The following is a 24,996-nucleotide window of genomic DNA, read 5'->3' as shown; positions in this document are numbered from 1 at the left end:
GACTCCCATTTTGAACCCGCTTGTTATTTTCTGGCTTTTTCGAAGGCCTGGGCGACATCGGCCCAGAGGTCTTCGACACTTTCCAATCCGACATTGAAGCGGATGGTTCGAGGGCTGACGCCGAAGCGCGCCATCGAATTCAGTCCCGGCGTCTGCTCCAGCGACGCCTTGGCCGGCACGACCAGGCTCTCATGCCCGCCCCAGCTGACGCCGATGCGGAAATATTTCAGCGCGTCGACGAAGACGGGGATGTCGATATCGTCCGTCACCTCGAAGGAGAACAGTCCGGCATAACCGGCCAGCGTCGCCTTGCCGGGATGGTTCGAATAGACGGGATGGTTGACGCGCTCGACATTGGCATGCGCCTTCAGCCGTTCGGCTATGGTCAGCCCGCTCTTCATGTGGTGCGGCAGGCGCAGCGGCAGCGTGCGCAGCCCGCGCAACAGCAGCCAGGCCTCGAACGGCGACAGCTTGCCGCCGAGATAGGAATAGGTCTGCTCGTTGATGTGCTTGATGTGCGCGGCCGAGCCCGCCACCACGCCGGCGACCGTGTCGCTGTGGCCACCGAGATATTTCGAGGCCGAATGCAGCACCAGGTCGACGCCATGGCTGATCGGCTTCTGGAACACCGGCGAGGCCCAGGAATTGTCGATCGTGGTTATGATGCCTTGCTCTTTCGCCAGCCGAGCCAGATGCTCGATGTCCTGCAGCTCGAACATCATCGAGGTCGGGCTTTCCAGGTAAAGCAGCTTGGCACCGGGAAGTGCCGCCGCCACCGCATCCGGATCGGAGCCGTCGACATAGTCCACCTTGATGTTGAGGCGCGGCAGGAGCCGCTCGAACAGCCGGTAGGCATCGCCATAGCAGTTGCGCACCGCCACGATACGTTCGCCCGCCCCGACAAAGGCAAGCACCGTGGCACTGATCGCGGCCATGCCGCTGGAGAAGCCGCGCGCGGCCTCGGCGCCCTCTAGTGCTGCGACGCGCGCCTCGAACTCCATCACCGTCGGATTGTCGCCGCGCGAATAGATCGGCTGCTTTCGTTTGCCGGCAAAGGTGTCAGCCATTTCGGCATAATTGGCAAAGGTGAACAGCGAGGTTTGGTAGATCGGCGGCACCACCGCGCCACCCGGAAACGGTTCGTCATGCGCCAAAAGCGTCGCCGCCTCGGCAAGATAATCATGGTCGAAACCTGAGGGATGCTCGTTCATGTATGGCTCGAAAGTTTGAGTTTGGCAGCACCGCGCTTCAGATCGTCCTCGACGGTGGCGATCAGCTTGAGCGCCTCGGCGCGGGCACCTTGCGGGTCGCGCGCGGCGATGCATTGGTAGATGGTGCGGTGATAGGGAAAGCTGGCGTGGCCGAAATCACGCACGCCGAGCGGATGTTCCCAGAAGCGATGGAACAGTTCGTGCATGGCGGCAATGATCTGCTCAAACAGCGGATTGCCGGAGACCCGGTAGATCGCCTGGTGGAACTCCCAGTCCTCTTCCGACGACATGCCGTCACGGGTGCGGAACGCCTGCTCCATGATGTCGAGCTTGCGCTCGATCTCGGCAATGTCGGCCGGGCTGGCGCGTTCGGCGCAGAGGGCCGCCGCCTCCGCTTCCAGCGCACGGCGGATTTCAAGCGTATGCATCAGGCTGGTGAAGTCGTTACCGCCGGCCAGCGTCAGCGGCATGTGCAGCATATCGGGTGACACGGCCGCCTTGAGATAGGTGCCGCTGCCTTGCCGGCGCTCGACGAGACCTAGCCCCTCCCAACGCGTCAGCGCCTCGCGCACCGTGTTGCGGCTGACCTTCAGCCGCTCGGCCAGGATGCGTTCGGTCGGCAGCCGATCGCCGGGCTGCAGCGCCTCGGCGCGAACAAAGCCCACCAACGCCTTCAGAACGGCGTCGTCACGCGCCGTCGTCTGAATGGGTGGCAGGCTGTTCTGGTCCACGCTCTCTCCAAGTGGTCCAATGGTCCAACCAATTTCTGCACGGACGGAGAGTCGTGTCAACAGCTGAAAACGAAGACGGGCCGAACGGCGCCCCATGGCGCTGTTCGGCCCGTCGGTTCAAGCGTGGCTTCACGCTGGCGTGGCGGCTGAGGCGCGCCAGCGTGCGAACATGTCCTCACGAACCCGCCTCGAACCCGCGAGCCGCTTCTTCGCTTCCGTCAGCACGGAAGGCGAAGCCTGTGCGGGCGTGCCCGATTGGAACGGAGGAGCCGGGGCATATTCGAGCGAGAGCTGCACCGTTTCGGCCTCGGCCTGACCGAGAAGCCTGGCGACCAAAGCGAGACCGAAATCGATCCCCGAGGTGACGCCGCCGGCGGTTATCAGGTTTCCGTCCTCGACAATTCGCTCGTCGACGGGAATGGCGCCGAATTCGGCCAGGAAATCATGCGCGTACCAATGCGTCGTCGCCCGCTTGCCCTTGAGCAGGCCTGCGGCGCCGAGCACCAGGGCGCCGCTGCATACCGAGGTGACATAGCGTGCCTGCGCAGCGCGCTCCCGCACGAAATCGAGGACGGCCTGGTCCTCCAGCAGCGGGTTGACGCCACCTCCACCCGGAATGCACAGCACATCGAGCGGCGGGCAATCGTCGAAGGTCGCCGTTGGGGTGAGCGACAGCCGCGTCGACGACATCACCGGATTGCGATCCTTCCAGATCAATTCCACCTCGGCGCCCTTTGCCGATGCCAGGACTTCATAAGGGCCGGTGAGGTCGAGTTGCTGGACATTTGGGAAGACGAGGATGCCGAAACGAAGGCTCATGGAACTCTCCATAGGTTGACTTCAGCCAATCTAAGGCATCATGTTTTGGCACGATCGCCAATCACCCCTCATTTCAAGCCAAATCGCCATGCGCCATGTCGAAATCCTTGCCTATCCCGACATCCAGCTCCTCGATGTCAGCGGGCCGCTTCAGGTTTTCGCCAGCGCCAACGACTTCAGGATGCAGGCCGGCGAACCAGCGCCCTACGAGGTCGCGGTCGTCGCCGCCTCCCCGCGGATCAGGACATCCGCCGGCCTCGTGCTCGAGACCGCGGCGCTGCCACCGCATGGGTCAAGGATCGACACGCTGATCGTGCCTGGCGGATGGGGCGTCAACGCGGCCTGCGAGGATCCCGAACTCGTCCAATGGGTAGTCGCCCGCTCGCGCAACGCCACGCGAACAGCGTCCGTGTGCAGCGGCGCCATGCTTCTGGCGACGGCAGGACTGCTTGACGGCCGGCGTGCAGTTACCCACTGGGGACGCTGCGCCGAGTTCGCGCGGCGCTTTCCGGCGGTCCGCCTCGAACCCGACCCGATCTTCATCCGTGACGGCAATGTCTGGACGTCGGCGGGTGTGACGGCGGGCATAGATCTCGCCCTTTCCTTTGTCGAGGCCGACCTTGGCCGGCGCGTGGCGCTTGCGGTGGCGCGCGAGCTGGTGGTCTTCCTGAAACGACCCGGTGGCCAGGCGCAGTTCAGCCAGACGCTCAAGCTGCAGCAAGGCGACGAACGCTTCGACCGGCTGCATGGCTGGATCCAGGATAATCTGGACGGCGATCTTTCGCTGCCGAACCTCGCCGCGCGCGCCAACATGAGCCCGCGCAGTTTCTCCAGGCACTATCGGGAGGCAACGGGCCGCACACCTGCGCGCGCGATCGAGGAGATCCGGATCGAGGCGGCGCGACGGATGCTGGAACAGGGCAAGGCCGTCAACCAGACGGCCCGCCGCTGCGGCTTCGGATCGGAAGAGACGATGCGGCGCGGCTTTCTACGCGTCCTCGGCACCAACCCGCGCGATTATCGCGAACGCTTCTGACCTGCGGCACCCGCGCCAGCCCGCTTTGATCGTGTCGCTAACGCGCGAGGGGCGGCCCGAACCAGGTGGTCAGCGCGTCGGCCAGTCCCTGTTGGGTTCCGCTGCCGACCCAGGCCACATAACCATCGGGCCGGATCAGCACGGCGTCGGGCGCGGCGACGGGCCCCAGGGCCGGCAGCTCCCAGGTGCCTTCATATCCAGCCTCGATCTGGCGGACCCGATCCGCCCAAGGTGCGATGTCCAATCTGCCTGGTTCACCAAAATTGAGAAGCAACGGCCGGGCATCGTGCAGCAAGCTGAAGACCCCCACCGGACCGTTGGCCGTGGCCAGGTCGAGGTCGGGCATTCGCCGCCCGAGCAGAGGATGTCCCTCACCGAGATCGTAGTGGATACTCAGGCCGGACATCTCCGCGGCGATCCGCTTGCGTGGCTCTTCCATGCCAAGCAGCTCGGTAAAGATGTCGCCCAAGGCCTTGGTGCGGTCATCCATGCGGCGAAGGGCGACCTGCGCCATCGTGTTGCGCAACACACGAGCGGCGATCGGATGACGTTCGGCGTGATAGCTGTCAAGCAGGCTCTCCGGTGAGGTCCGCTTGACCACCTGGGCCAGCTTCCACCCCAGATTGACCGCGTCCTGCACGCCGATATTGAGCCCCTGCCCGCCCATCGGCGGATGGATGTGCGCGGCGTCGCCGGCCAGCAGGACACGTCTGTCGCGGTAGGCGGCGGCCTGCCGTGTCATGTCGGTGAAGCGGGAGAGCCAGGTCGGGCTGTGGACACCGAAATCGGTACCATAGACAGCGACAAGCGCCTCGCTGAGGTCGGCCAACGTCGGTTCGCCGCCGATGGTCAGTTGCCTCTCGGTCAGCACGACACCCACCCGGTCGCTGTCCTCGATTTTGCCTATCGCATGAATACCGTAAGCGTCGCTGCGAAAGCCCAATGCCGGTTCTTCCGACGTCTCCACCTCGGCAATCATCCAGCTCATCGTCGCATCCCATCCGGGGAACTCGATGCCAGCCGCCTTGCGGATCGTGCTGCGTCCTCCATCGCAGCCGACGATATATCGCGCTCTCAACCGTTGGCCACCGGACAGTTCCACATCAACACCGTCATCATCCTGCGCGAAGCTCGTGACCTCCTGTCCGCGATAGATCGGCACCCCCAGCCCGTTGACCCAGTCGGCCAATATCCGTTCGATATGATTTTGCCGCAGCGCCAAGAGACAGCTGTGCCGGCCGGGAAAGTCGCTGATATCCAAACGGATCATGTGGAAGCCGACGGTCGGGAAGCTTTGCCCCTGCGAGACAAACCGGTCGGCAATTCCGCGCTGATCGAGAACCTCGATGGTGCGCGCGTGCAGGCCACCCGCGCGCAAGCCGACCAGCTGATGGTCCGGGCGGCGCTCGACGATGGCGACATCGACGTCTGCCAGCGCGAGTTCCCCCGCCAGCATCAATCCTGTCGGACCTCCCCCGGCGATCACCACCGCATGCTCTGAAATCATCAATCGTCACTCCCGTTTCGCGCCTGATCTGCGCCGCTTTTTACGGGAGGAGCCGGGTCTTGCCGCAAGCCCCTTGTGCGCCATATGTACGAAATGGAAGGGGTACTCTCCTGTGCGGATCGCTTGGGACGGCCGACAGCCGTGGATCGAAGACGGGAGCCCGGATTGCCTGCAGGCAAAAAATCAGTGTCCTTCGTGCCTTGGCACGAAGTTCTGATGTTGTGTTTGGAAGAAGGGGGCCGGTCGGCGTTTGGCAGCGGTACGAGGAGGCCACTATGTGCCAGCGCCGGCCGGCCGACCCCACGGACCCAGGAGATGCGGCGGACCTGAGCATCATGGGGTATTTCTAGGGATCGAGCCGGCTATGTATCCTCCTGCCGGCTTCGTCTTGGCCTGCACATTTGCGCAAGAGCTTATGAAAATCAACAGTTTCTTAACCAAGGCTCGCGAATCGCTTGGATTAAGGTAAATAGCTAACCTTATTGGATTGACCGTAGAATCGGTCGCGATCGCTCACGCCGCCTTGGCAACCACGCGGTTGCGGCCGCCGCTCTTGGCTTCGTAAAGCGCGAGATCGGCGCGCTTCATCAGCGCAGCCACCGTATCCACGCCTTTCAGCACCGACGACACGCCAACGCTGACGGTGACCTCGATCGTCTTGCCGTCGGCGCCGATGGCGAAAGGCTTCTGGGCTATTTCGGCGCGGATGCGTTCGGCCACTTTCTCGGCCACGGCGCCATCGGTGTCCGGCATCACCACCACGAACTCCTCGCCGCCGAACCGGCAGGCAAGGTCGATGCCCCTGACATTCTTGCGCAGCCGCCGTGCGAACTCCCGCAGCACCTCGTCGCCGCCATCATGGCCGTGCGCGTCATTGATCGACTTGAAGCGGTCGAGATCGGTGATCATCACCGACAGCGGCCTGCGCCGCGCCACGGCGCGGTCGAATAGCGTCTGTAAATGGCTATCGAGATAACGGCGGTTGTGCAGCCCGGTCAGGCCGTCGGTGACCGCCATCTCGATGGTCTGGGTCACACTGGCGCGCAATTGGTCGTTGTAGCGCTTGCGGCGCACCTGGGTGCGCAGCCGCGCCGTCAATTCCTGCTGGTCGATCGGCCGCATCAGATAGTCGTTGATGCCAAGTTCGAGGCCGCGGATGATGCGCTCCTCCTCGCCCTCTTCCGCCAAAAGGATGATCGGCACGAAACGGGTGCGGTCGAGCGAACGCAATTGCGAGCAGAGTCTCAGCGGATCGAAATCGGCGAAGGCCGTCGAGATCATCACGCATTCATAAGACGTCTCGGCCGCCTGGAAGAAGCCGGTATGCGGATCGCCGACAACATCGAGGTCGGCGCGGTCGCGCAGCATCTTCTGGACACGCTCCACCGACGATTTGCGCTCATCGATCAAAAGCACTTTCGGAACCGTGTCCTCGGACGCGAAATTGCGGCTGAGCAGCTCTTCGATGCCGATGTTGCGCGTCGTCGAGGCGCGCAGCCTAAGCTCGTCGGTGAGGGACTTCAGCCGGACCAGGCTCTTGACGCGCGTCATCAGCTGCAGGTCGTTGACCGGCTTGGTCAGGAAATCGTCCGCGCCGGCTTCCAGCCCGCGCACGCGGTCGGACACCTGGTCAAGCGCGGTGATCATCACCACCGGAATATGCGACGTCGCCGGATCGCTCTTCAGCCTGCGGCAAACCTCGAACCCGTCCATGTCGGGCATCATCACGTCGAGCAGCACGACATCGACCTTGCCGTTCTCGCAGGTCTCGATCGCATCGGGCCCGTTGGTGGCGGTCAGCACCTCGAAATATTCGGCCAGCAGCCGGACCTCCAGCAGCCTCACATTGGCAGGGATGTCGTCGACGACGAGGATCCGCGCGGTCATTTCACAAGGCTCCGGCTCGGCTGGAAAGGCACATCAGGCATCGCCCAGGTAAGATTTGATGGTTTCGATGAAACGCGGCACCGAGATCGGCTTCGAAATATAGGCCTCGCAACCGCCCTGGCGGATGCGCTCCTCGTCACCCTTCATGGCGAAGGCGGTCACCGCGATGACCGGGATGACGTGCAGATCATCGTCCTCCTTCAGCCATTTGGTCACTTCCAGCCCCGACACTTCGGGCAGTTGGATATCCATCAGGATGAGATCGGGCCGATGCTGGCGCGCCAGATCGAGCGCCTCCAGACCATTGCGGGTTCGCACCGTCTCGTAACCACTCGCTTCGATGAGGTCCCGAAAGAGCTTCATGTTGAGCTCATTGTCCTCGACGATCATGACCTTCTTAGGCATCGACATCCCGTCCCGGCCGTCCCTCCGCTCGAAGGCGGCCGTCATGCGCTCGTCCTGAACGCACCAAACCCTGCTTCACTATACGGCAATATGATTGACGAAACGGAAACCCTCGGACTGCAAAGCAGCGCGAATTCCACCTCGCCTGCCTGCGCGTCCAAACGGCGCGCCACGCTGTAAAAGCTTGCCGCAAGCAATTCTTGCCATTACTGCGGAAGAGACTCATTCCACATACCGAAGGTAGTGATGGCAAACGCGGCGTCAATGCGCGAAGAGGCGGAAACCATTGCCGTGAAGGCGCTGGGCTTCGTTGCCTCCGATCCGGAGCTGTTGCCGCGCTTTCTGGCGATCACCGGAATAGAGGCGCATTCGATCCGCAAGGCCGCCGGCGAGCCGGGTTTTTTGGCCGGCGTGCTGCAGTTCATTCTCGCCCATGAGCCGACCCTGATGCGCTTTGCCGAGGAAACCGGCACGCCGCCGGCCGCCGTCGGCAAGGCGTTGCGCGCCCTGCCGCTCGGCGACGACAACCATGAGCATTCCATATGAGCGATGATCCGGAGACCGCGCGGCAGATCGAGGAACTTTCGGCCGACGACCGGCCGCTGCTGGTGCTCGACGTCGATGACGTCGTGCTCGAATTCATCCGCCCCTTCCCGCATTTCCTGAAATCGCGCGGCTATGGCCTGACGCTGGCCTCCTTCCGGCTGACCGGCAACATTGCCGAAACGGCCAGCGGCCGGCTGATCGAACAGCCCGAGGTCACGGCGCTGCTGGGCGACTTCTTCGACGCGCAAGCCGATTGGCAGAGCATCACCGACGGCGCCGCGGAAGCCCTGGCGAGGCTTGGCGACCGCGCGGAAATCATATTGCTGACAGCCATGCCGCACCGGCATCGCGCCGTGCGCCGCGCCCATCTCGATGCGCTGGGGCTGAGCTATCCGCTGCTGACTACCGAGATGGCCAAGGGACCGGCAGTGGCCAGGCTGCGCGGCAAGAACGGCAGGCCTGTGGTCTTCGTCGACGATCAGCCGCACAATCTGGCGTCGGTGCGGGAGAAGGTCACTGATGCCAGTCTTTTCCACCTGATGGCCGACAATTCGCTGCGGGCGTTCCTGCCGCCGGTCCCGGACGAGGTCATCGTCGTCCAGGACTGGCACGAAGCCGCACCGAAGATCGCGGACGCGCTCGGGCTGTAGAGCAATTCCAGGAAAAGTGTGAAACGGTTTTCCCGGGAAAAGCGCGTAGCGCTTTCCCTTGGGAATTGCGTCAAGACTTAGAGCCGAACCCTCAAGGGTTCAGCTTCGCACCGGCCCCGCCATTATCGCCGCTGCCGCCATTATCGCCACCGCCACTGTTGGCGCCACCAGCATTGCCACCGCCACTGCTATCGTCAGCGCCGTCACCATCATCGACGCTGTCGTCCACCGCCGGATCGGCGGGCTTCAGCATGACACCATTTACGGTGACCGAGCCATCGGCCTTGGTGCTGACGGCCCATTCCAGCCGGCCGTCCGGCAGTGTCTTGGCAAAGCCCTTCACCATCAGGGCTGCAGGCACATACTGCCCCAGCTCCGGCTCCGTCTTTGCCGCTTCCTGCAGATGCGCCATGATCTTGTCGAAGCCGGCGACATCGACAGTGAGATTCGCGTCGGGCTTCTGGCCGAAGCTCGTCATCTCGCCTTCCAGCGCGATCTCCATGTCCTTGTTCTTCACGGTGCTGTGGCCGATGACAACCTTCGGCGCCTTGGCCAGGAAGTCTGCCTTGAGCTGGTCGCCGAACTCGGCCGACAGCGGCGGATCCTGATTGAGATCAAAGGCTTCGATCGCCTTCTTCGCCATGCTGTCGAGATCGATATTGGCGCCGCCGAAGTTCAGGTCGATATCGGTGGGCAGCAGCGCCACGCTCCAGCTCGGCAAAAGTTGCTGCGGTACTGTCAGCCCCGACGCCTTGATGCCGTAGGTGATCTTGCCGCTCTGGGAAACGCCGTCGCTGCCGAACGCGGTGCTGAGCTGCGTCGCCCCGAAAGTGCCGATCGGGCTGTCGACAGCGAAATCCTTGAAGCCATAGGTGCCGTCAATGCGCTCCCACACCGGAAGCGCGGCGAGCAGAAGCGACTTCAGCTGCGCCTGGTTTGCCTTCAGCGTCTTCTCGTCCTCATTGGCCACGGCAAATGCCAGGAGGTCGAGCAGCGGCCTGGTCTGCACGCCCTTGCCGCTGGCTTCCACCGACAACTCAGGCGACTTGATGGTGACCGGGAAATTCAACCCGCTCTCGGGATCGTCCAGTTTGACCGCCTCGACGAAATTCGAAATTTTTTGCGACATCGTGAAGTCGACGCCGCCATTAGCAGCCTTGGTGGCGGCAATGGTCGCGGTGCCGGCACCAGTGCTGGCCTCCATCTGCTGCTTGGCATCCTTCGACGCCATCGTCATGCCGGCCAACGAACTGGCGCCGCTGATGAAGGCCGCCAGATTGGGGTCGTAGACGCCGGAACCCTTGCCGTCCTTGACCGAGAACTGCGTGCTTTGCAGCCCTTCGGGCCCGTTGAACTCGAAGGATCCGTTTTGCGAAAAATCCATCGAGACATCCCAGGTCCCATCGCTGCGCGGCTTCACCAGCACCGCGTAGGGCGCGAAGTCGAGTTTCACCTTTCCCTCTGCGGGAACCGTCGCAGCAAGCGCCTTGAGATCGAACACGATCTTGTAGGCGTCGCCTTCGACCGAAACCTTCAGAATGCCCTTGTCGAGCGCCTGTTTGCCGACATAGCGGGACAGGTCATCGGACAATTGCTTCGCGCCCTTACCGTCGACGGGCTGGCCGAAGGCGGGCGCGCTGAGCAGAAGCGCGGTAAAGGCGACTGGCAACATACGGTTCACGGCAATTCTCCGTTGGGTCCAAAAGGCAAAAATCGTTTCGTACTTCTGGTAGGGAAATACCATCACAACTGCAAGATGATGACAGTCAGGAAACCGGCGTCGGCATCGGCCGCATCGGTAGCCGATGGACTTCGCGACGAGTGGCCCGCCAATCTCTTATCGGCGCTCTGAGCTACGCCCTCAAGGGCTCTGCTTCGCGCCTACACCGGCGCGATCGGCGGGCTTCAGCATGGTGCCATTGACGACAAGCGACCCGTCTGCCTTGGCATTGATAATCCATTCCAGCCGGCCATCCGGCAGCTTCTTGGCAAATCCTTGGGCGGCCAGCACAAACGGGAAATATCGCGCGGCTTCCGAATCCGATCTTGCCGCCACCTGAAAGCTCTCAATGATTTTGTCGTAGCCGGCGACATCGAAAGTAAGATTCGCATCGGGCTTGTAGCCAGGAAATGTCATCTCGCCCTCCAGCGCGACTTCGGTGCCTGCGTTCTTGAAGACGCTGTGGCCGACGATGAATTTTGGCTTGTTGGCCATGAAATCGGCGTTTACCTGATCGCGAAACCCCGCCGGCAGCTGCGGGTTCTTGTTAAGATCGAATGCCGCGATCGCCTTTCTAGCCATGCTGTCGAGATCGATGTTGAACCCGCCGAACCTCAAATCAAGGTCGGTCGGAAGCAATGCGGCGATCCAGCTGGGCAAGACCTCGGGGAAGGTCATGCTGGATGCTTTGATTGCATAATCGAGCTTACCGTTCTGGGCGACGCCATCAGCTCCGAACGCGACGCTCAATTCCGCTGCGCCCCAACTGCCTGCGTATGTATCGAACGCAACGTTCTTGAATGCATAGGTTCCGTCTATCCGATCCCACAGCGGCAGCACGGCAAGTAGAAGCGCTTTGAGTTCGGCCTGGTCAGCTGCTTTCAACTGGACCCCATCATGGGCCACGGCAAATGCCAATAGATCCAGAAACGGCTTTGTTCGAACGGCCTTGGCGCCTACATCCACGACGAGATCCGACGCCTTGACCCCTCCAACGGTCCGACCATCGATTTTGATCGCTTCGACGAAGTTGGCCATCGCTTGAGTCAGGCCAAGATCGACACCACCGTTCGACGACTTGCTAGCGCTGAATTTGGAGAAGCTCGAACCGGCGGTCAGCTCCGTTTGCTGCCTGGGCATCCGTGATGTCATAGCTATGCCTGCTATCGAACTGACACCATCGGTAAATGCTGCCAGTTCGGGGTCATAGACACCCGTGAACCTGCCACCATTGATAGCGATCTGCGCGCTTCTCTGGCCATTCGGATCGTCCACCTTGATTGAACCGCTCGTCGAAAAGTCCGAGGAGACGTCCCATCCACCATCGCCGCGCGGTATGACGAGCAGTGCGATAGGCGGAAAATCGAATTTCGGCAGATCCTGCTTTGGCAAGCCCACCGCGATCGCCTTCAAATCGAAAGTGATCTTATAGGCATCGCCCGCGGCCGAAACCTTCAAAATGCCTTCGTCGAACACCTGTTTACCGACATAGCGTGACAGATCATTGGAGAGCTGCTTTGCACCTCGATTGTCGATGGCCTGCCCCCAGGCGGTTGCGCTCAGAGCAAAAACAAAAACAACGGGCAGAACACGCTTCACTTCGACTTCCCCCTTTTGGCCCGGATGCAGAAAATCGCTTCACCGCTAGAAAAATACTGATGTAATCGCAAGATGCGTTCACTTTTGCAGCACCAGCCGCATCAGCGGCCGGCCTACCTTGCGCTCGACCAGTCTCTCGAACCCGGCCTTCTCGAAGACCCCCGACGAGCCGACGAACAGACCGATCGAGCGCGAATCGCGCGACAGGTCGATCGGGCAGGCCTCGACAAGCCGTGCTCCGCTGCTGCGGGCGAAATCGATGCCGCCTTCGACGAGGCGATGCGTGATGCCGCGACCCCGCGCCTTGGCGCGGATGAAAAAGCAGGAGATCGCCCAGACGGCCGGATCGGAAGCGTCGGCGGGATCGATGGGCGCCGAGCCCCTGCCCTTGTTGTTCCATTCGGGCACGTCGGCGCGCGGCCCGATCTGCATCCAGCCGACGGCCTTGCCGTCCTCGAAGGCCAGCAGGCCGGGCGGCGGGCCGGCTTCGATGCGCGCCTTGATATGGTCCTTGTTGCGTTCGCGGCTGCTCTCGCGCCGCGCCGCCGGCGCCAGCCGGAAATGCGTGCACCAGCAGCCGTAACAGGCGCCCTGCTTGCCGAAAAGGTCCTCGAAATCAGGCCAGAGCTCAGGTGCCAGCGGCACTATGGTCGTGCTCATGCGGTTCTCCCCAGGCCAAGCTTGTCGCTGGCCTTGCACTGTCGTACCATTGCTTCTGTTCTCTTTATGTTCGCAGTGATGGCGGCCCCTGTCAACAATCCCGATCACGGTTTTTGCCGAGACTGCCTGACGTTTCAGCGCAGTGAAACGCGCCGCTGCGAGCGTTGCGGCAGCCCTCGCCTTGCCCGCCATCCCGAACTTTACCGGCTGCATCTGGCCCATATCGATTGCGACGCCTTCTACGCGGCGATCGAAAAGCGCGACAATCCGGCGCTCAAGGACAAGCCGCTGATCATCGGCGGCGGCAAGCGCGGGGTCGTCTCCACCGCGTGCTACATCGCGCGCATCCGGGGCGTGCGCTCCGCCATGCCGATGTTCAAGGCGCTCGAGGCCTGCCCCGAGGCGGTCGTTATCCCGCCCAACATGGAAAAATATGTGCGTGTCGGACGCGAGGTGCGTGCCATGATGCAGGCGCTGACGCCGCTGGTCGAGCCGTTGTCGATCGACGAGGCGTTTCTCGACCTCGCCGGCACCGAGCGGTTGCACGGCCTGCCGCCGGCCGTGGTGCTGGCGCGCTTTGCGCTGGCCGTCGAGAAGGAGATCGGCATCACCGTTTCGGCCGGCCTCTCCTATTGCAAATTCCTCGCCAAGATCGCGTCCGATTTCCGCAAGCCGCGCGGCTTTTCGGTCATCGGTGAGGCCGAGGCCGTCGGCTTCCTGGCGACGCAGCCGGTGACCATGATCTGGGGTGTAGGCAAGGCGTTCAACGCCACGCTGGAACGCGACGGCATCCGCACCATCGGCCAGCTTCAGACCATGGAGCGCGGCGACCTGATGCGCCGCTACGGCACGATGGGCGACCGGCTCTACCGGCTTTCGCGCGGTGAGGATGTCCGCCGCGTCGACCCCGACCAGGACGCCAAGAGCGTATCGGCCGAAACCACCTTCGACACCGACATCGCGTCGCTGGAAGATCTGGTCTCGGTACTGAGAGGTCTGTCGGAAAAAGTCTCGGCGCGGCTGAAGAAGTCAGGCATCGCCGGGCGTACCGTGGTGCTGAAACTGAAGACCCAGGATTTCAAGCTGCGCACCCGCAACCGCCAGCTCGGCGATCCGACCCGGCTCGCGGACCGTATCTTTCAGACCGGGGTGGAGCTTCTGCGCAAGGAAACCGACGGGACGAAATTTCGGTTGCTCGGCATTGGCGTCAGCGACCTCTCGGACGATGACAAGGCCGACCCGCCGGACCTGGTCGACGTCCAGTCACGCAAACGCGCCATGGCAGAAGGCGCCATCGACGCGCTGCGCGACAAGTTCGGCCGCAAGGCGGTGGAGACCGGCTATACGTTCGGCCGAGGCCGCGACGCCCACCCGCCGGAACCGCTGGAGGACTGAGCGCGGTCAGGTTCGCGTCAAGTCTATACGGCTCGTCACCACGCTCTTGCCGGTTTTCGGATCGGTATCGGTGACCGTCAGCCGGATGCCGTTCTCGCCTCGCTTCTCGACCGTCATCTGGGCCTTGCGATCGCCGTTGACCTCCTTCGCCCAGCGGATGCCAAGATTGATCGCGTTGCCCGCTCGGCTGCCGTTCAGCTGTGCCGGTCCGGTGCGGGACCCGACGTAGATGCCGCTGTATTTCGCGCCCGTAACCTTCAGATTGGCGCTGATGGCTCGAGACACCACAACGAGACCGCGACAATTGCCATCCAGTGAGAGCGAGGTTGAGGTCGCATTCGAATTGAAGCTGCAGGAAACACTGACATTCGGAACATCCGTGGTCACCTGGACAGTGCCCCTGCCGGCGAAATTACCTTGGAACGACTGGAGAAATTTGGTCTCGTCGGCACGAACTGCACCCGCGACAATCACGAGGGAGCCGGCGAGCGCGACTTGCGCGAATGGTCTCATGAAACTCTCCTTGTCGATATTGGAAAGGCGGGTTTGCAATGCAGGGACAAAATATCGGGACTCAACGTCCATGGCCGTATCGGGTTCCGCCCGCGGCACGACTGTTTTTGCAACGCCATCGCTGCGACTGGCCCAGAAGAATGGAGCAACTAACGATTGCGGGAGAGGCCTGGGCCTGCGAGATAGCTGCCATGGCACCCACCCCCTCGATCCCCAAGGCCGCGTTCTGGATGGCGCTGTCGATTACCTCGTTCCTGGTGATGTCGGTCGCCGGCCGCGCCACGACGGCCGAGCTCAACGTCTTCCAGGTGCTGGAACTGCGCTCGGTGATCGGGTTCTTCATTCTGCTGCCGCTGGTTATGACGAGCGGCGGCTTTGCGGCAATGCGCACACGGCGCCCCGTCGCCCATATCGCCCGCAATGTCATCCACTATACCGGCCAGGCGGCCTGGCTCTATGCACTGACACTGATCCCGCTGGCCGTGCTGATCTCGATCGAATTCACCACGCCGATCTGGACCGCAATCCTGGCGGTGACGTTTCTCGGCGAACGGCTGAGCCGGCCAAAACTGGCGGCAGTTGTGCTCGGGCTGATCGGCGTGGTGGTCATCGTTCGCCCCGGTGTCGGCTCGGTCGATCCGGGACATCTCGTCGTGCTCGGTGCCGCGGTCTGCTTCGGCATCTCGGTGGTCATGGTCAAGTCGCTGACGCGCACCGACAGCGTCGTGCGCATCATCTTCTGGATGCTGATCATCCAGTCGGTGGTCGGCCTCGTTCCGGCGCTCTATACGTGGCGCAACCCGCCACTGGAACTGTGGCCGTGGATCGTACTGATTGCCTTCACCGGCATGTCGTCGCATTTCTGCATGGCCCGCGCGCTCGGCTATGCCGACGCCACCGTCATTTCGCCGATGGATTTCCTGCGCGTACCGCTGTCGGCCCTGATCGGCTGGCTGCTTTACCACGAGCAGATCGACGCCTTCACCGCCGGCGGCGCGCTGCTGATCCTGATGGGCAATCTGCTCAACCTGCAGCGCAAGCCTGCACAAGCGGCCGAAGTAGCGGCATCGTAGCGCTGCCGCCGGTCAGTCGCCTGCATCCGGTATGTTGAGAACATGCCCGCAGGCCTTGCGATGCCAAAGCCGCCGTCCGCGTGTCCACGGCCCTCAAGCTTCCAGCGAATCGGCTCTATACAAGCTCCACTTCGACCACGCCGGGCACGGCGCGCATCGCCGAGGCGATCTGTGGCGAGACGCGGTAGCCGCCCTGCAAGGCGATCTCGACCTCGCCCTGCGCCTCTTCCTTGATGACGATGATGCTCACCTGGCTTTCGCCACGCTGGGTGAGCTGGGACTGGATGATCGGGGCCGGTCCATCATTCCTGACGAAAATGCGCAGCGCCTTCTGGATGCGGCTTGCCTCGTCCTCCAGCGATTGCACGGAGTTGATGCGCAAATTGACGCCCTCGGGCCTGTCCTCGGCCGCGACGGTGATGACGACGGAGCGGCCGGCTTCCAGGAGGTCACGGTACTGCGCCAACGCTTCTGAAAACAGCACGGCCTCGTACTGGCCGGAGGTGTCGGAAAAGGCCACCACACCCATCTTGTTGCCGGTGCGCGTCTTGCGCTCCTGCTTGCTGGTGACCGTGCCGGCCAGGCGGCCGGCAGAAGCGCCGCGCTTGACGGCGGCCGAGAACTCCGCCCAGTTCTGCACCCGCATCTTCTGCAGCGCCGCCTTGTACTCGTCGAGCGGATGGGCCGAAAGATAGAAGCCGACGACCTGGAATTCGCGGTGCAACCGGTCGGCTGCGAGCCACGGATCCGTCTGCGGCAGATTGAGCGCTTGCGACTGTGCGCCGAGCGAGGCGCCGAAAATATCGGCCTGGCCGGAAACGGCATTCTGCTGGGCGAGCGACGCCAGCCCCATCATCCGTTCGACACCGGCCAGCATCTGGGCGCGGTCGTGGCCGAAACAGTCGAGCGCGCCGGCCATGATCAGGCTTTCGAAGACCCGCTTGCCGACGATCTTGGGATCGACCCGCTCACAGAAATCGGCGAGGTTCTTGAACGGCTTTTCGCCACGCACGGCAACGATGTGTTCGACCGCCGCATCGCCGACGCCCTTGAGCGCCGCCATCGAATAATAGATGCGGTTCTCGCCGACCTCGAACGGCCGGAAACTCGTCATCACCGACGGCGCCAGCACCTCGATGCCGAGGCGCAGCGCATCCTGACGGAAATCGGCGAGCTTATCGGTGTTGCCCATGTCGAGCGTCATCGACGCCGCCAGGAACTCGACCGGATAATGCGCCTTGAGATAGGCAGTCTGGTAGGAGACGACGGCGTAGGCGGCGGCGTGCGATTTGTTGAAACCATAGTCGGCGAATTTGGCCAGCAGGTCGAAAATGAAGTCGGCTTGCGGCTTGCCGACGCCGCGCTCGACAGCACCGGTGACGAAGCGCTCGCGCTGCTTGTCCATCTCGGCGCGGATCTTCTTGCCCATGGCGCGACGCAGAAGGTCGGCTTCGCCGAGCGAATAGCCGGACAGCTCCTGCGCGATCTGCATGACCTGTTCCTGGTAGACGATGACGCCTTGCGTCTCCTTCACCAGATGGTCGATCTTGGGGTGGATCGACGCCATCTCCTCCTCGCCATGCTTTCTAGCGTTGTAGGTCGGGATGTTCTCCATCGGGCCCGGCCGGTAAAGCGCGACCAGCGCGATGATGTCCTCGATGCAGTCGGGCCGCATGCCGATCAGCGCCTTGCGCATGCCGGCACTTTCCACCTGGAACACGCCGACCACTTCGCCGCGCGACAGCATGGCATAGGTGTCGGGGTCGTCGAGCGGTATCGTCGCCAGGTCGATGTCGATGCCGCGCCGGCGGATCAATTTCACCGCCGTCTCCAGCACCGTCAGCGTCTTCAGGCCAAGGAAGTCGAACTTCACCAACCCGGCCTGCTCGACATATTTCATGTTGAACTGGGTGACCGGCATGTCCGAACGCGGATCGCGGTACATCGGCACCAGCTCCGACAGAGGCCGGTCGCCGATGACGATGCCAGCGGCGTGCGTCGAGGCGTGGCGATAGAGGCCTTCCAGCTTCTGCGCCATGTCGAGGAGTGTCTGGACGATCGGCTCCTTCTCGGCCTCTTCGGCAAAGCGCGGCTCGTTGGCGATGGCGTCCGCCAGTTTGACCGGATTGGCCGGGTTCTGCGGCACCATCTTCGACAGCTTGTCGACCTGGCCATAGGGCATCTGCAGCACGCGGCCGACGTCGCGCAGCACGGCGCGGGCCTGCAGCGTACCGAAGGTGATGATCTGTCCGACCTGGTCGCGGCCGTATTTCTGCTGGACGTAGCGGATCACCTCTTCGCGGCGATCCTGGCAGAAGTCGATGTCGAAGTCGGGCATCGACACGCGATCCGGGTTGAGGAAGCGCTCGAACAGCAGTGAGAAGCGCAGCGGATCGATGTCGGTGATGGTCGTCGAATAGGCGACCAGCGATCCGGCGCCCGAACCACGGCCCGGCCCGACCGGAATGCCTTGCGCCTTGGCCCATTTGATGAAGTCGGCAACGATCAGGAAGTAGCCCGGAAATTTCATCTTCTCGATGATGCCGAGCTCGAATTCCAGCCGCTCGCGATATTGCTCGACCGTGTAACCCGGCGTCGGTCCGTGCAGCGCAAGCCGCGCGTCGAGCCCCTCGCGCGCCTGGCGGGCGAGTTCGGCGGCCTCGGCCTTTTCGGCCGCGTCCTTGTCGGAGGCATCGCCGCCGGTGAAGCGCGGCAGGATCGGACTGCGGGTCTTTGGATAGTAGGAGCAACGCAGTGCGATCTCGACCGTGTTGTCGATCGCTTCCGGCAGGTCGGCGAACAGCTTTGCCATGTCGGCCTGGCTGCGCAGGAAATTGTCCGGTGACAGCCGGCGGCGGGTGTCGACGGCGACAACGGAGCCCTCGGCAATGGCGATCAGCGCGTCATGCGCCTCATAATCGTCGCGCGAGGAGAAAAACGCCTCATTGGTGGCGACAAGCGGAAGTTCGTGCGCATAGGCGAGATCGATCGTCTGATGTTCGACGACCCGGTCGTAACCGGCAACCCGGTCCAGTTCGACATAAAGCCGGTCGCCGAACAGTGCCTTGAGCGTCAAAAGCCGCACTTCGGCCAGATCGCGGCGATCCTCCTTCAAGGCGTTGCCGATCGGGCCGCGCGGCCCACCGCTGAGGCAGATCAGCCCATCGGCCTTGCCCTCCAGCATCTCGGTTGTCAGGTGCACCGCCTCGCCGGGGGGTGTTTCCAGGTAGACGCAGCTGACAAGCCGAACCAGATTCGAATAGCCGGCTTCCGTCGCGGCGAGCAAGATGACCGGCCGCATCTCCGGACCTTGCCGCCGGCGGTCACGCTGGCCATCGCTGTTTTCGCCGGAAAAGGCGAGCGCGATCTGGCAGCCGATGATCGGCTGGATGCCGTCCTTCACCGCCTTCTGCGCGAACTCCAGCGCGCCGAACAGATTGTTGGTATCGGTGACGGCGATGGCCGGCGCCTCGTCCTTCACGGCGTGGCCGACGACCTTGCCGAGCTGAAGCGCGCCCTCGAGCAGCGAATAGGCCGAATGCACGCGCAGATGGACGAACGGCCGCGCCGGCACCTCCGGCCGCGCCGCCGCAATCGCTGCTTCGCGCTTCAGGGGATCGCGTGGAAGTCTGTCATCCGCCATGGTTTCTCGCGCTGCCTAAGGCTTTGAGTCGATGGAGATGTATTGTCCGGGACGGGGCGATACCAGTCCAGCACAAACGACCGCCGACCACAGAGTTCCAGCCTGGTCAGGCGAATTCCATGATCACAGCGTCGACGGCCAGGCTGTCGCCCGGCTTGGCGTTGAGCTTCGACACGACGAGATCGCGTTCGGCGCGCAGCACGTTTTCCATCTTCATCGCCTCGACCACGGCCAAGGTCTCGCCGGCCTTGACCTCCTGGCCTTCGGCAACGGCGATCGACACCACAAGGCCGGGCATCGGACAGAGCAGCAGCTTCGACGTGTCCGGCGCCACTTTTTCCGGCATCAATCTTTCAAGTTCGGCGATGCGCGGCAGCATGGCACGAGCGGTCACCGACATGCCTTTCCAGGCGATGCGAAGACCGTTGGCGACAGGCCGGATCTGGGCGACAACGGAGCGCTTGCCGACCGTGCCGCGCCAGATCAGCTCGCCCGGCCGCCAGTCGGATGAAATAGTCAGCGCCTTGCCGCCCTCGATCGACAGGTCGATCTCCATCGGGATGGAAATCATGCCCTCGAGGATGGACGCCAGGAGATAATCGTCGCCGAGCTTCACCACCCAGTCGCGCTTGAGCACTCCTGAATGCGGCGCCAGCCGCCCGCCCAGCCGATCGAGCCGGTCGCGGCGCAACAGTTCCACCGCGGTCACGATCGACGCCAGCACGGCCTTTTCTTCGCTGTTCGGCACGACAGGCGCAAAGCCGTCGGGATATTCCTCTGCGATGAAGCCGGTCGATATCGCCCCTTCCCGCCAGCGCGGATGCTGCATCAGCGCCGCCAGGAACGGAATGTTGTGCTCGATACCATCGACGACAAAGCTATCGAGCGCTTCCGACATGGCATCGATGGCATCGATGCGCGTCGGCGCCCAGGTGCAGAGCTTCGCCAGCATCGGGTCGTAGAACATCGAAATCTCGGAGCCTTCGGTTACGCCGGTGTCGTTGCGGATGACGACGTCGCCAAATTTCCCCTCCTCAGGCGGCCGGTAGCGCGTCAGCCGGCCGATCGACGGCAGGAAATTGCGATACGGATCCTCGGCATAGAGCCGGCTTTCCACCGCCCAGCCATTCAGCTTGATGTCGCTTTGCTTTATCGAGAGCTTTTCGCCGGCGGCGACGCGGATCATCTGTTCGACCAGGTCGATGCCGGTGACAAGCTCGGTCACCGGATGCTCGACCTGCAATCGTGTATTCATTTCAAGGAAATAGAAGTTCTTGTCCTTGTCGACGATGAACTCGACCGTGCCGGCGCTCTGGTAGTCGACGGCCCTGGCCAGCGCCACCGACTGCTCGCCCATCGCCTTGCGTGTCTTGGCGTCGAGGAATGGCGACGGCGCCTCTTCCGCCACCTTCTGGTTGCGGCGCTGGATCGAGCATTCGCGCTCGCCGAGATAGAGCGCGTTGCCATGCGCGTCGGCCAGCACCTGGATCTCGATATGGCGCGGGTCGACGACGAATTTTTCGATGAACACGCGATCGTCGCCGAAAGAGCTCTTGGCTTCCGAGCGCGCGCGGTCGAAGCCGTCACGCACTTCCGACTGGCTCCAGGCGATGCGCATGCCCTTGCCGCCGCCACCGGCCGAGGCCTTGATCATCACGGGATAGCCGATCTCGCCGGCGATCTTTTCGGCATGGTCGGCATTCTCGATGACACCGAGCCAGCCGGGCACGGTAGAAACCTTGGCGGCGTTGGCGAATTTCTTCGATTCGATCTTGTCGCCCATCGCCTTGATCGCCTTGGGCTTCGGGCCGATGAAGACGATGCCTTCCCTCTCCAGCGCTTCGCAGAAGGCCGCCCGCTCCGACAGGAAGCCATAGCCGGGATGCACGGCCTGAGCCCCGGTCTCCTTGCAAGCGGCAATGATCTTTTCAGGGACAAGATAACTCTGCGCGGCGGGCGAAGGCCCGATATGCACCGCCTCGTCGGCCATCTCGACATGCACGGCATCGCGATCGGCGTCGGAATAGACGGCGACCGTGGCAATCCCCATCTTGCGCGCCGTCTTGATGACACGACAGGCGATCTCGCCGCGATTGGCGATCAGGATTTTCGTGAACATGCTGAGGTCATTCCCCTCCGGTCAGTCGTTCCTTTTATGGCCTGTGCTTGCGGGGTCAAGCCGACCATGCAAATCACTGCCTTTCAATCGATTTGCGATTCCAATTCATCGCTGTGGCCCAGTCTCGGCACCAGCTTCCAGTTGATCGTGTCGATAAAACCTGAAACCTTGGAAAAAAATTCGCATTGGAGGACGCCTGATGAAAACCCGCGCCGCTGTCGCTGTCGCCGCCGGAAAGCCGCTGGAGATCATGGAGGTCGACCTCGACGGTCCGCGCGACGGAGAAGTGCTGGTCGAGATCAAGGCGACCGGTATCTGCCACACCGACGAGTTCACCTTGTCGGGTGCGGATCCCGAAGGCTTGTTTCCAGCCATTCTCGGCCATGAAGGCGCCGGCGTGGTGGTCGATGTCGGCAAGGGCGTCACCTCGGTCAAGAAGGGTGATCATGTCATCCCGCTCTATACGCCGGAATGCCGGCAGTGCCCGTCCTGCCTGTCGAGAAAGACCAATCTGTGCACGGCCATCCGCGCCACGCAGGGACAAGGCTTGATGCCGGACGGCTCGTCGCGCTTCTCGATCGGCAAGGACAAGATTTTCCACTATATGGGCTGCTCGACCTTCTCCAACTTCACCGTTCTGCCCGAGATCGCGGTGGCCAAGGTCAACTCCGACGCCCCCTTCGACAAGATCTGCTACATCGGTTGCGGCGTCACCACCGGCATCGGCGCCGTCATCAACACCGCCAAGGTCGAGCAAGGCGCGACCGCTGTCGTCTTCGGCCTCGGCGGCATCGGCCTCAATGTTATCCAGGGTCTGAAGCTTGCCGGCGCCGACATGATCATCGGTGTCGATCTCAACAACGACAAGAAGGAATGGGGCGAGCGGTTCGGCATGACGCATTTCGTCAACCCGAAGGAGATCGACGGCGACATCGTCCCTCACCTCGTCAACATGACCAAGCGTGGCGCCGACCAGATCGGCGGCGCCGACTACACATTCGACTGCACGGGCAACACCAAGGTCATGCGCCAGGCGCTTGAAGCCTCGCATCGCGGCTGGGGCAAGTCGGTCATCATCGGCGTTGCCGGCGCCGGCCAGGAAATCTCGACCAGGCCGTTCCAGCTGGTCACCGGCCGCACCTGGATGGGCACCGCCTTTGGCGGCGCGCGCGGCCGCACCGACGTGCCGCGGATCGTCGACTGGTACATGGACGGCAAGATCCAGATCGATCCGATGATCACCCATTTGCTGAAGCTGGAAGACATCAACAAGGGGTTCGACCTCATGCATGAGGGCAAGTCGATCCGAAGCGTCGTCGTTTACTGAAGCAAGCCACACGCCGCCGACCGACCGGCCAGCGACCTCTGTGGTTCAAAACTGGGAGGAGAAAAGAATGGCGGAAAAACTGCATCCGAAAATCGATAATGGCCTGCCGAAGGAGAGCGCGAGCTTTGCCGGCGGCACGCTGGTCTGCGCTTGCACCAGCAAGCCGGTCAAGGTGAAGGTCAAGGGGCAGATCGCCCACAACCATGCCTGCGGCTGCACCAAATGCTGGAAGCCGGAAGGTGCCATATTCTCGGTGGTTGCCGTTGCCGGCACCGGCGACGTCACCGTCACCGAGAACGGTGACAAGCTGAAAGTGGTCGACGCTAGCGCGCTGATCCAGCGCCATGCCTGCACCGGCTGTGGCGTCCACATGCACGGCCCGGTCGAGCGCGACCATCCGTTCAAGGGCTTGTCCTTCATCCACCCCGAGCGCTTCCAGGAGGATGGCTGGTCACCGCCGGGCTTCGCTGCCTTCGTCTCGTCGATCATCGAATCGGGTATCGACCCGAAGCGCATGGACGGCATTCGCGCGCAGCTAAGGACAATCGGGCTCGAACCCTATGACTGCCTCAACCCCGGCCTGATGGACTATATCGCCACCTGGACGGCGAAGAAGTCAGGCGCCTTGCCGGCCTGAACGAATGCGGGCCGATCCTTCCAGGTTCGGCCCGCATTAGCAGCGCGAAAGCTGTAGCCTCATGGTCACGATCCGCATCAAATTTCGCGACTGGCAAACCTCAGATATCCACCGTATTCGCAATTTCGGCGAAGACCTCTGGCGAACATTTCGTCACAACAAACACGTCAGCATCGACATCGGCGAAATCGATAGCTGTGTCGACGAAATCACATTCAGCGCCAGAGGCTCTTATGTGAGAAGAGCGGTCAGGGAAGCCGAAATGGTTATGCGTGAACATATGGTCGACAAGGAAGCCGAGATCGTCGTCGGGGACGGTATCACGCAAGCATGAGCGAGCGCCCTGCCATCTACGTCGACGCCGATGCCTGCCCGGTCAAGGCCGAGGTCGAGAAAGTGGCCGAGCGCCTCGGCGTCGTCGTCACCTACGTCTCCAATGGCGGTTTGCGGCCATCGCGCGACCCGATGATCCGCAATGTCGTGGTCTCCAAGGGCGCCGACGCCGCCGACGACTGGATCGTCGAGAATGCCAAATCCAACGATGTCGTGGTGACCGCCGACATTCCGCTTGCCGCCCGTGCGGTGGCGCTCGGCGCGCATGTGCTTGGGCCAACCGGGCGCCCGTTCACGCCGGAGACCATCGGCATGGCGGTGGCCATGCGCGACCTCAAGCAGCATCTGCGCGAGACCGGTGAGAGCAAGGGCTACAATGCGAGCTTCGCACCGCAGGACCGTTCGCGGTTCCTTGGTGAACTCGACCGCATCTTGCGGCGCGCGCTGAAATCCGCCACACCCAGCTAGAAACCGAGCGCCATCCAGGGTGGAGACCGCCATGGCCGCCGCGATCCAGAAACCCATGCAGCGCCATATGCTGTTCGCAATGTCGGCGTGTTTCGGTGCGTTTGCGCTCCTTGTGGCATTGCTGCTGCACGCCCCGCTCGCCTACTCGATCGGCGCCAACGCCTTTTTCGCCGCTTACGTCATTCTTGTCGTCAGCCATATGCCAACATTCACCGGCAAGTATCTGAGCAAGAATGCGCGTGCCACCGACATGCCAGTGCTGGTCATCTTCGCGGTGACGCTTGTTGTCGTCGTGTTCGCGGTTATCTCGTTGTTCCTGCTGATCAATCAGAAGGACAGAGGCAACTCCGTCGAGCTCGGCTTCGCGCTGCTGTCGATCCCGCTCGGCTGGTTCACCATCCATGCGATGGCCGCACTTCATTATGCGCATGTCTACTGGATGGACGGCGATGCGGTCGACGTTGAAACCAAGAAGAAAATCCCGGTCGGCGGATTGCTGTTCCCAGGCGACAAGCGGCCGGAAGGCTGGGATTTCCTCTACTTCTCGACGGTCATCGGCATGACGGCGCAGACCGCCGACACCAATATCTCGACGACGCATATGCGTTGTGTCGTGCTCGTCCACTCGATTCTGTCGTTCTTCTTCAACACCGTCATCGTCGCGGCGGCCGTCAATCTCGCCGTCAGCCTGGGTGGTCCGTAATAAATCCGTGATCG

Annotated in this window: 22 protein-coding genes; 10 read left to right on the top strand and 12 right to left on the bottom strand. The window is 62.6% G+C overall.

Annotated elements, in window-relative coordinates; genetic code table 11:
• Positions 1-23: 23 nt before the first annotated feature.
• From AC04SF_RS31960 to AC04SF_RS31950, 3 genes are all read right to left on the bottom strand, one after another.
• The gene (locus tag AC04SF_RS31960) at positions 24-1,211 is read right to left on the bottom strand and encodes a PLP-dependent transferase (protein WP_488481033.1); all 1,188 of its coding nucleotides are present in this window, start codon (positions 1,209-1,211) and stop codon (positions 24-26) included.
• The gene (locus AC04SF_RS31955) at positions 1,208-1,942 is read right to left on the bottom strand and encodes a FadR/GntR family transcriptional regulator (RefSeq protein ID WP_488481032.1); all 735 of its coding nucleotides are present in this window, start codon (positions 1,940-1,942) and stop codon (positions 1,208-1,210) included. Before AC04SF_RS31955 ends, AC04SF_RS31960 begins: the two co-directional genes overlap by 4 nt.
• A gap of 129 nt (positions 1,943-2,071) precedes the next feature.
• Positions 2,072-2,761 carry a DJ-1/PfpI family protein gene (locus AC04SF_RS31950; RefSeq protein WP_488481031.1) on the bottom strand — a complete coding sequence of 230 codons (690 nt, stop codon included), beginning with the start codon at positions 2,759-2,761 and terminating at the stop codon, positions 2,072-2,074.
• Between the two features lie 88 nt (positions 2,762-2,849).
• On the opposite strand from AC04SF_RS31950, the gene AC04SF_RS31945 reads away from it, so the two are divergent.
• The gene (locus AC04SF_RS31945; RefSeq protein WP_488481030.1) at positions 2,850-3,797 is read left to right on the top strand and encodes a GlxA family transcriptional regulator; all 948 of its coding nucleotides are present in this window, start codon (positions 2,850-2,852) and stop codon (positions 3,795-3,797) included.
• Positions 3,798-3,834: 37 nt separating this feature from the next.
• On the opposite strand, the gene AC04SF_RS31940 is transcribed toward AC04SF_RS31945, so the two are convergent.
• The 3 genes from AC04SF_RS31940 to AC04SF_RS31930 form a co-directional block, all read right to left on the bottom strand.
• Entirely contained in the window at positions 3,835-5,304 is a 1,470-nt protein-coding gene (locus AC04SF_RS31940; protein ID WP_488481048.1) for an FAD-dependent monooxygenase, read from the bottom strand.
• Positions 5,305-5,817: 513 nt separating this feature from the next.
• Positions 5,818-7,191: a PleD family two-component system response regulator gene (locus AC04SF_RS31935; protein WP_488481029.1), complete on the bottom strand. Its 1,374-nt coding sequence runs from the start codon at positions 7,189-7,191 to the stop codon at positions 5,818-5,820.
• A gap of 33 nt (positions 7,192-7,224) precedes the next feature.
• Positions 7,225-7,596, bottom strand: coding sequence for a response regulator (locus AC04SF_RS31930; protein WP_006334976.1), 372 nt, complete (start codon positions 7,594-7,596; stop codon positions 7,225-7,227).
• A 246-nt stretch (positions 7,597-7,842) separates the two neighbouring features.
• Here AC04SF_RS31930 and AC04SF_RS31925 point away from each other — a divergent pair, with 246 nt between their 5' ends.
• Positions 7,843-8,142 (top strand): DUF3572 domain-containing protein, encoded by a 300-nt coding sequence (locus tag AC04SF_RS31925; RefSeq protein ID WP_027052046.1) that lies wholly within the window; start codon positions 7,843-7,845, stop codon positions 8,140-8,142.
• Entirely contained in the window at positions 8,139-8,792 is a 654-nt protein-coding gene (locus tag AC04SF_RS31920) for a hypothetical protein (protein ID WP_488481028.1), read from the top strand. The genes AC04SF_RS31925 and AC04SF_RS31920 overlap by 4 nt, the downstream gene beginning before the upstream one ends.
• Before the next feature lie 91 nt (positions 8,793-8,883).
• On the opposite strand, the gene AC04SF_RS31915 is transcribed toward AC04SF_RS31920, so the two are convergent.
• The 3 genes from AC04SF_RS31915 to AC04SF_RS31905 form a co-directional block, all read right to left on the bottom strand.
• A complete protein-coding gene (locus AC04SF_RS31915) occupies positions 8,884-10,473 on the bottom strand; it encodes a hypothetical protein (RefSeq protein ID WP_488481027.1) in 1,590 nt (529 codons plus the stop codon).
• Positions 10,474-10,653: 180 nt separating this feature from the next.
• On the bottom strand, positions 10,654-12,111 hold the full coding sequence (locus AC04SF_RS31910; protein ID WP_488481026.1) for a hypothetical protein: 1,458 nt from the start codon (positions 12,109-12,111) through the stop codon (positions 10,654-10,656).
• 78 nt (positions 12,112-12,189) lie between these two features.
• On the bottom strand, positions 12,190-12,771 hold the full coding sequence (locus AC04SF_RS31905) for a GNAT family N-acetyltransferase (RefSeq protein ID WP_488481025.1): 582 nt from the start codon (positions 12,769-12,771) through the stop codon (positions 12,190-12,192).
• A 66-nt stretch (positions 12,772-12,837) separates the two neighbouring features.
• Here AC04SF_RS31905 and AC04SF_RS31900 point away from each other — a divergent pair, with 66 nt between their 5' ends.
• Complete coding sequence (locus AC04SF_RS31900) at positions 12,838-14,166, top strand: DNA polymerase IV (protein WP_488481024.1); 1,329 nt, start codon at positions 12,838-12,840, stop codon at positions 14,164-14,166.
• A 6-nt stretch (positions 14,167-14,172) separates the two neighbouring features.
• Here the strand turns inward: AC04SF_RS31900 and AC04SF_RS31895 are convergent, their stop codons facing one another.
• Positions 14,173-14,679 carry a hypothetical protein gene (locus AC04SF_RS31895; protein ID WP_488481047.1) on the bottom strand — a complete coding sequence of 169 codons (507 nt, stop codon included), beginning with the start codon at positions 14,677-14,679 and terminating at the stop codon, positions 14,173-14,175.
• A 191-nt stretch (positions 14,680-14,870) separates the two neighbouring features.
• Between AC04SF_RS31895 and AC04SF_RS31890 the strand changes: the two genes are divergently transcribed.
• Positions 14,871-15,752 carry a DMT family transporter gene (locus AC04SF_RS31890; protein WP_202350169.1) on the top strand — a complete coding sequence of 294 codons (882 nt, stop codon included), beginning with the start codon at positions 14,871-14,873 and terminating at the stop codon, positions 15,750-15,752.
• Positions 15,753-15,867: 115 nt separating this feature from the next.
• On the opposite strand, the gene dnaE is transcribed toward AC04SF_RS31890, so the two are convergent.
• Both dnaE and AC04SF_RS31880 read right to left on the bottom strand, forming a co-directional pair.
• Positions 15,868-19,395: a DNA polymerase III subunit alpha gene (gene dnaE, locus AC04SF_RS31885; RefSeq protein ID WP_488481023.1), complete on the bottom strand. Its 3,528-nt coding sequence runs from the start codon at positions 19,393-19,395 to the stop codon at positions 15,868-15,870.
• A gap of 106 nt (positions 19,396-19,501) precedes the next feature.
• Entirely contained in the window at positions 19,502-21,514 is a 2,013-nt protein-coding gene (locus AC04SF_RS31880; RefSeq protein WP_488481022.1) for an acetyl-CoA carboxylase biotin carboxylase subunit, read from the bottom strand.
• A gap of 199 nt (positions 21,515-21,713) precedes the next feature.
• Here AC04SF_RS31880 and AC04SF_RS31875 point away from each other — a divergent pair, with 199 nt between their 5' ends.
• The 5 genes from AC04SF_RS31875 (at position 21,714) to AC04SF_RS31855 (ending at position 24,982) form a co-directional block, all read left to right on the top strand.
• On the top strand, positions 21,714-22,841 hold the full coding sequence (locus AC04SF_RS31875) for an S-(hydroxymethyl)glutathione dehydrogenase/class III alcohol dehydrogenase (RefSeq protein ID WP_488481021.1): 1,128 nt from the start codon (positions 21,714-21,716) through the stop codon (positions 22,839-22,841).
• Between the two features lie 67 nt (positions 22,842-22,908).
• Entirely contained in the window at positions 22,909-23,478 is a 570-nt protein-coding gene (gfa, locus tag AC04SF_RS31870) for an S-(hydroxymethyl)glutathione synthase (RefSeq protein ID WP_488481020.1), read from the top strand.
• 61 nt (positions 23,479-23,539) lie between these two features.
• A complete protein-coding gene (locus tag AC04SF_RS31865) occupies positions 23,540-23,812 on the top strand; it encodes a hypothetical protein (RefSeq protein ID WP_488481019.1) in 273 nt (90 codons plus the stop codon).
• Positions 23,809-24,279: a YaiI/YqxD family protein gene (locus AC04SF_RS31860; RefSeq protein ID WP_488481018.1), complete on the top strand. Its 471-nt coding sequence runs from the start codon at positions 23,809-23,811 to the stop codon at positions 24,277-24,279. The genes AC04SF_RS31865 and AC04SF_RS31860 overlap by 4 nt, the downstream gene beginning before the upstream one ends.
• Positions 24,280-24,310: 31 nt before the next feature.
• Complete coding sequence (locus AC04SF_RS31855) at positions 24,311-24,982, top strand: DUF1345 domain-containing protein (RefSeq protein WP_488481017.1); 672 nt, start codon at positions 24,311-24,313, stop codon at positions 24,980-24,982.
• Positions 24,983-24,996: the final 14 nt, after the last annotated feature.

Source organism: Mesorhizobium sp. CNPSo 4671 (assembly GCF_057784245.1).
The sequence above is the reverse complement of the archived record's forward strand: the minus strand, read 5'-3'. Positions and strand labels throughout refer to the sequence as shown.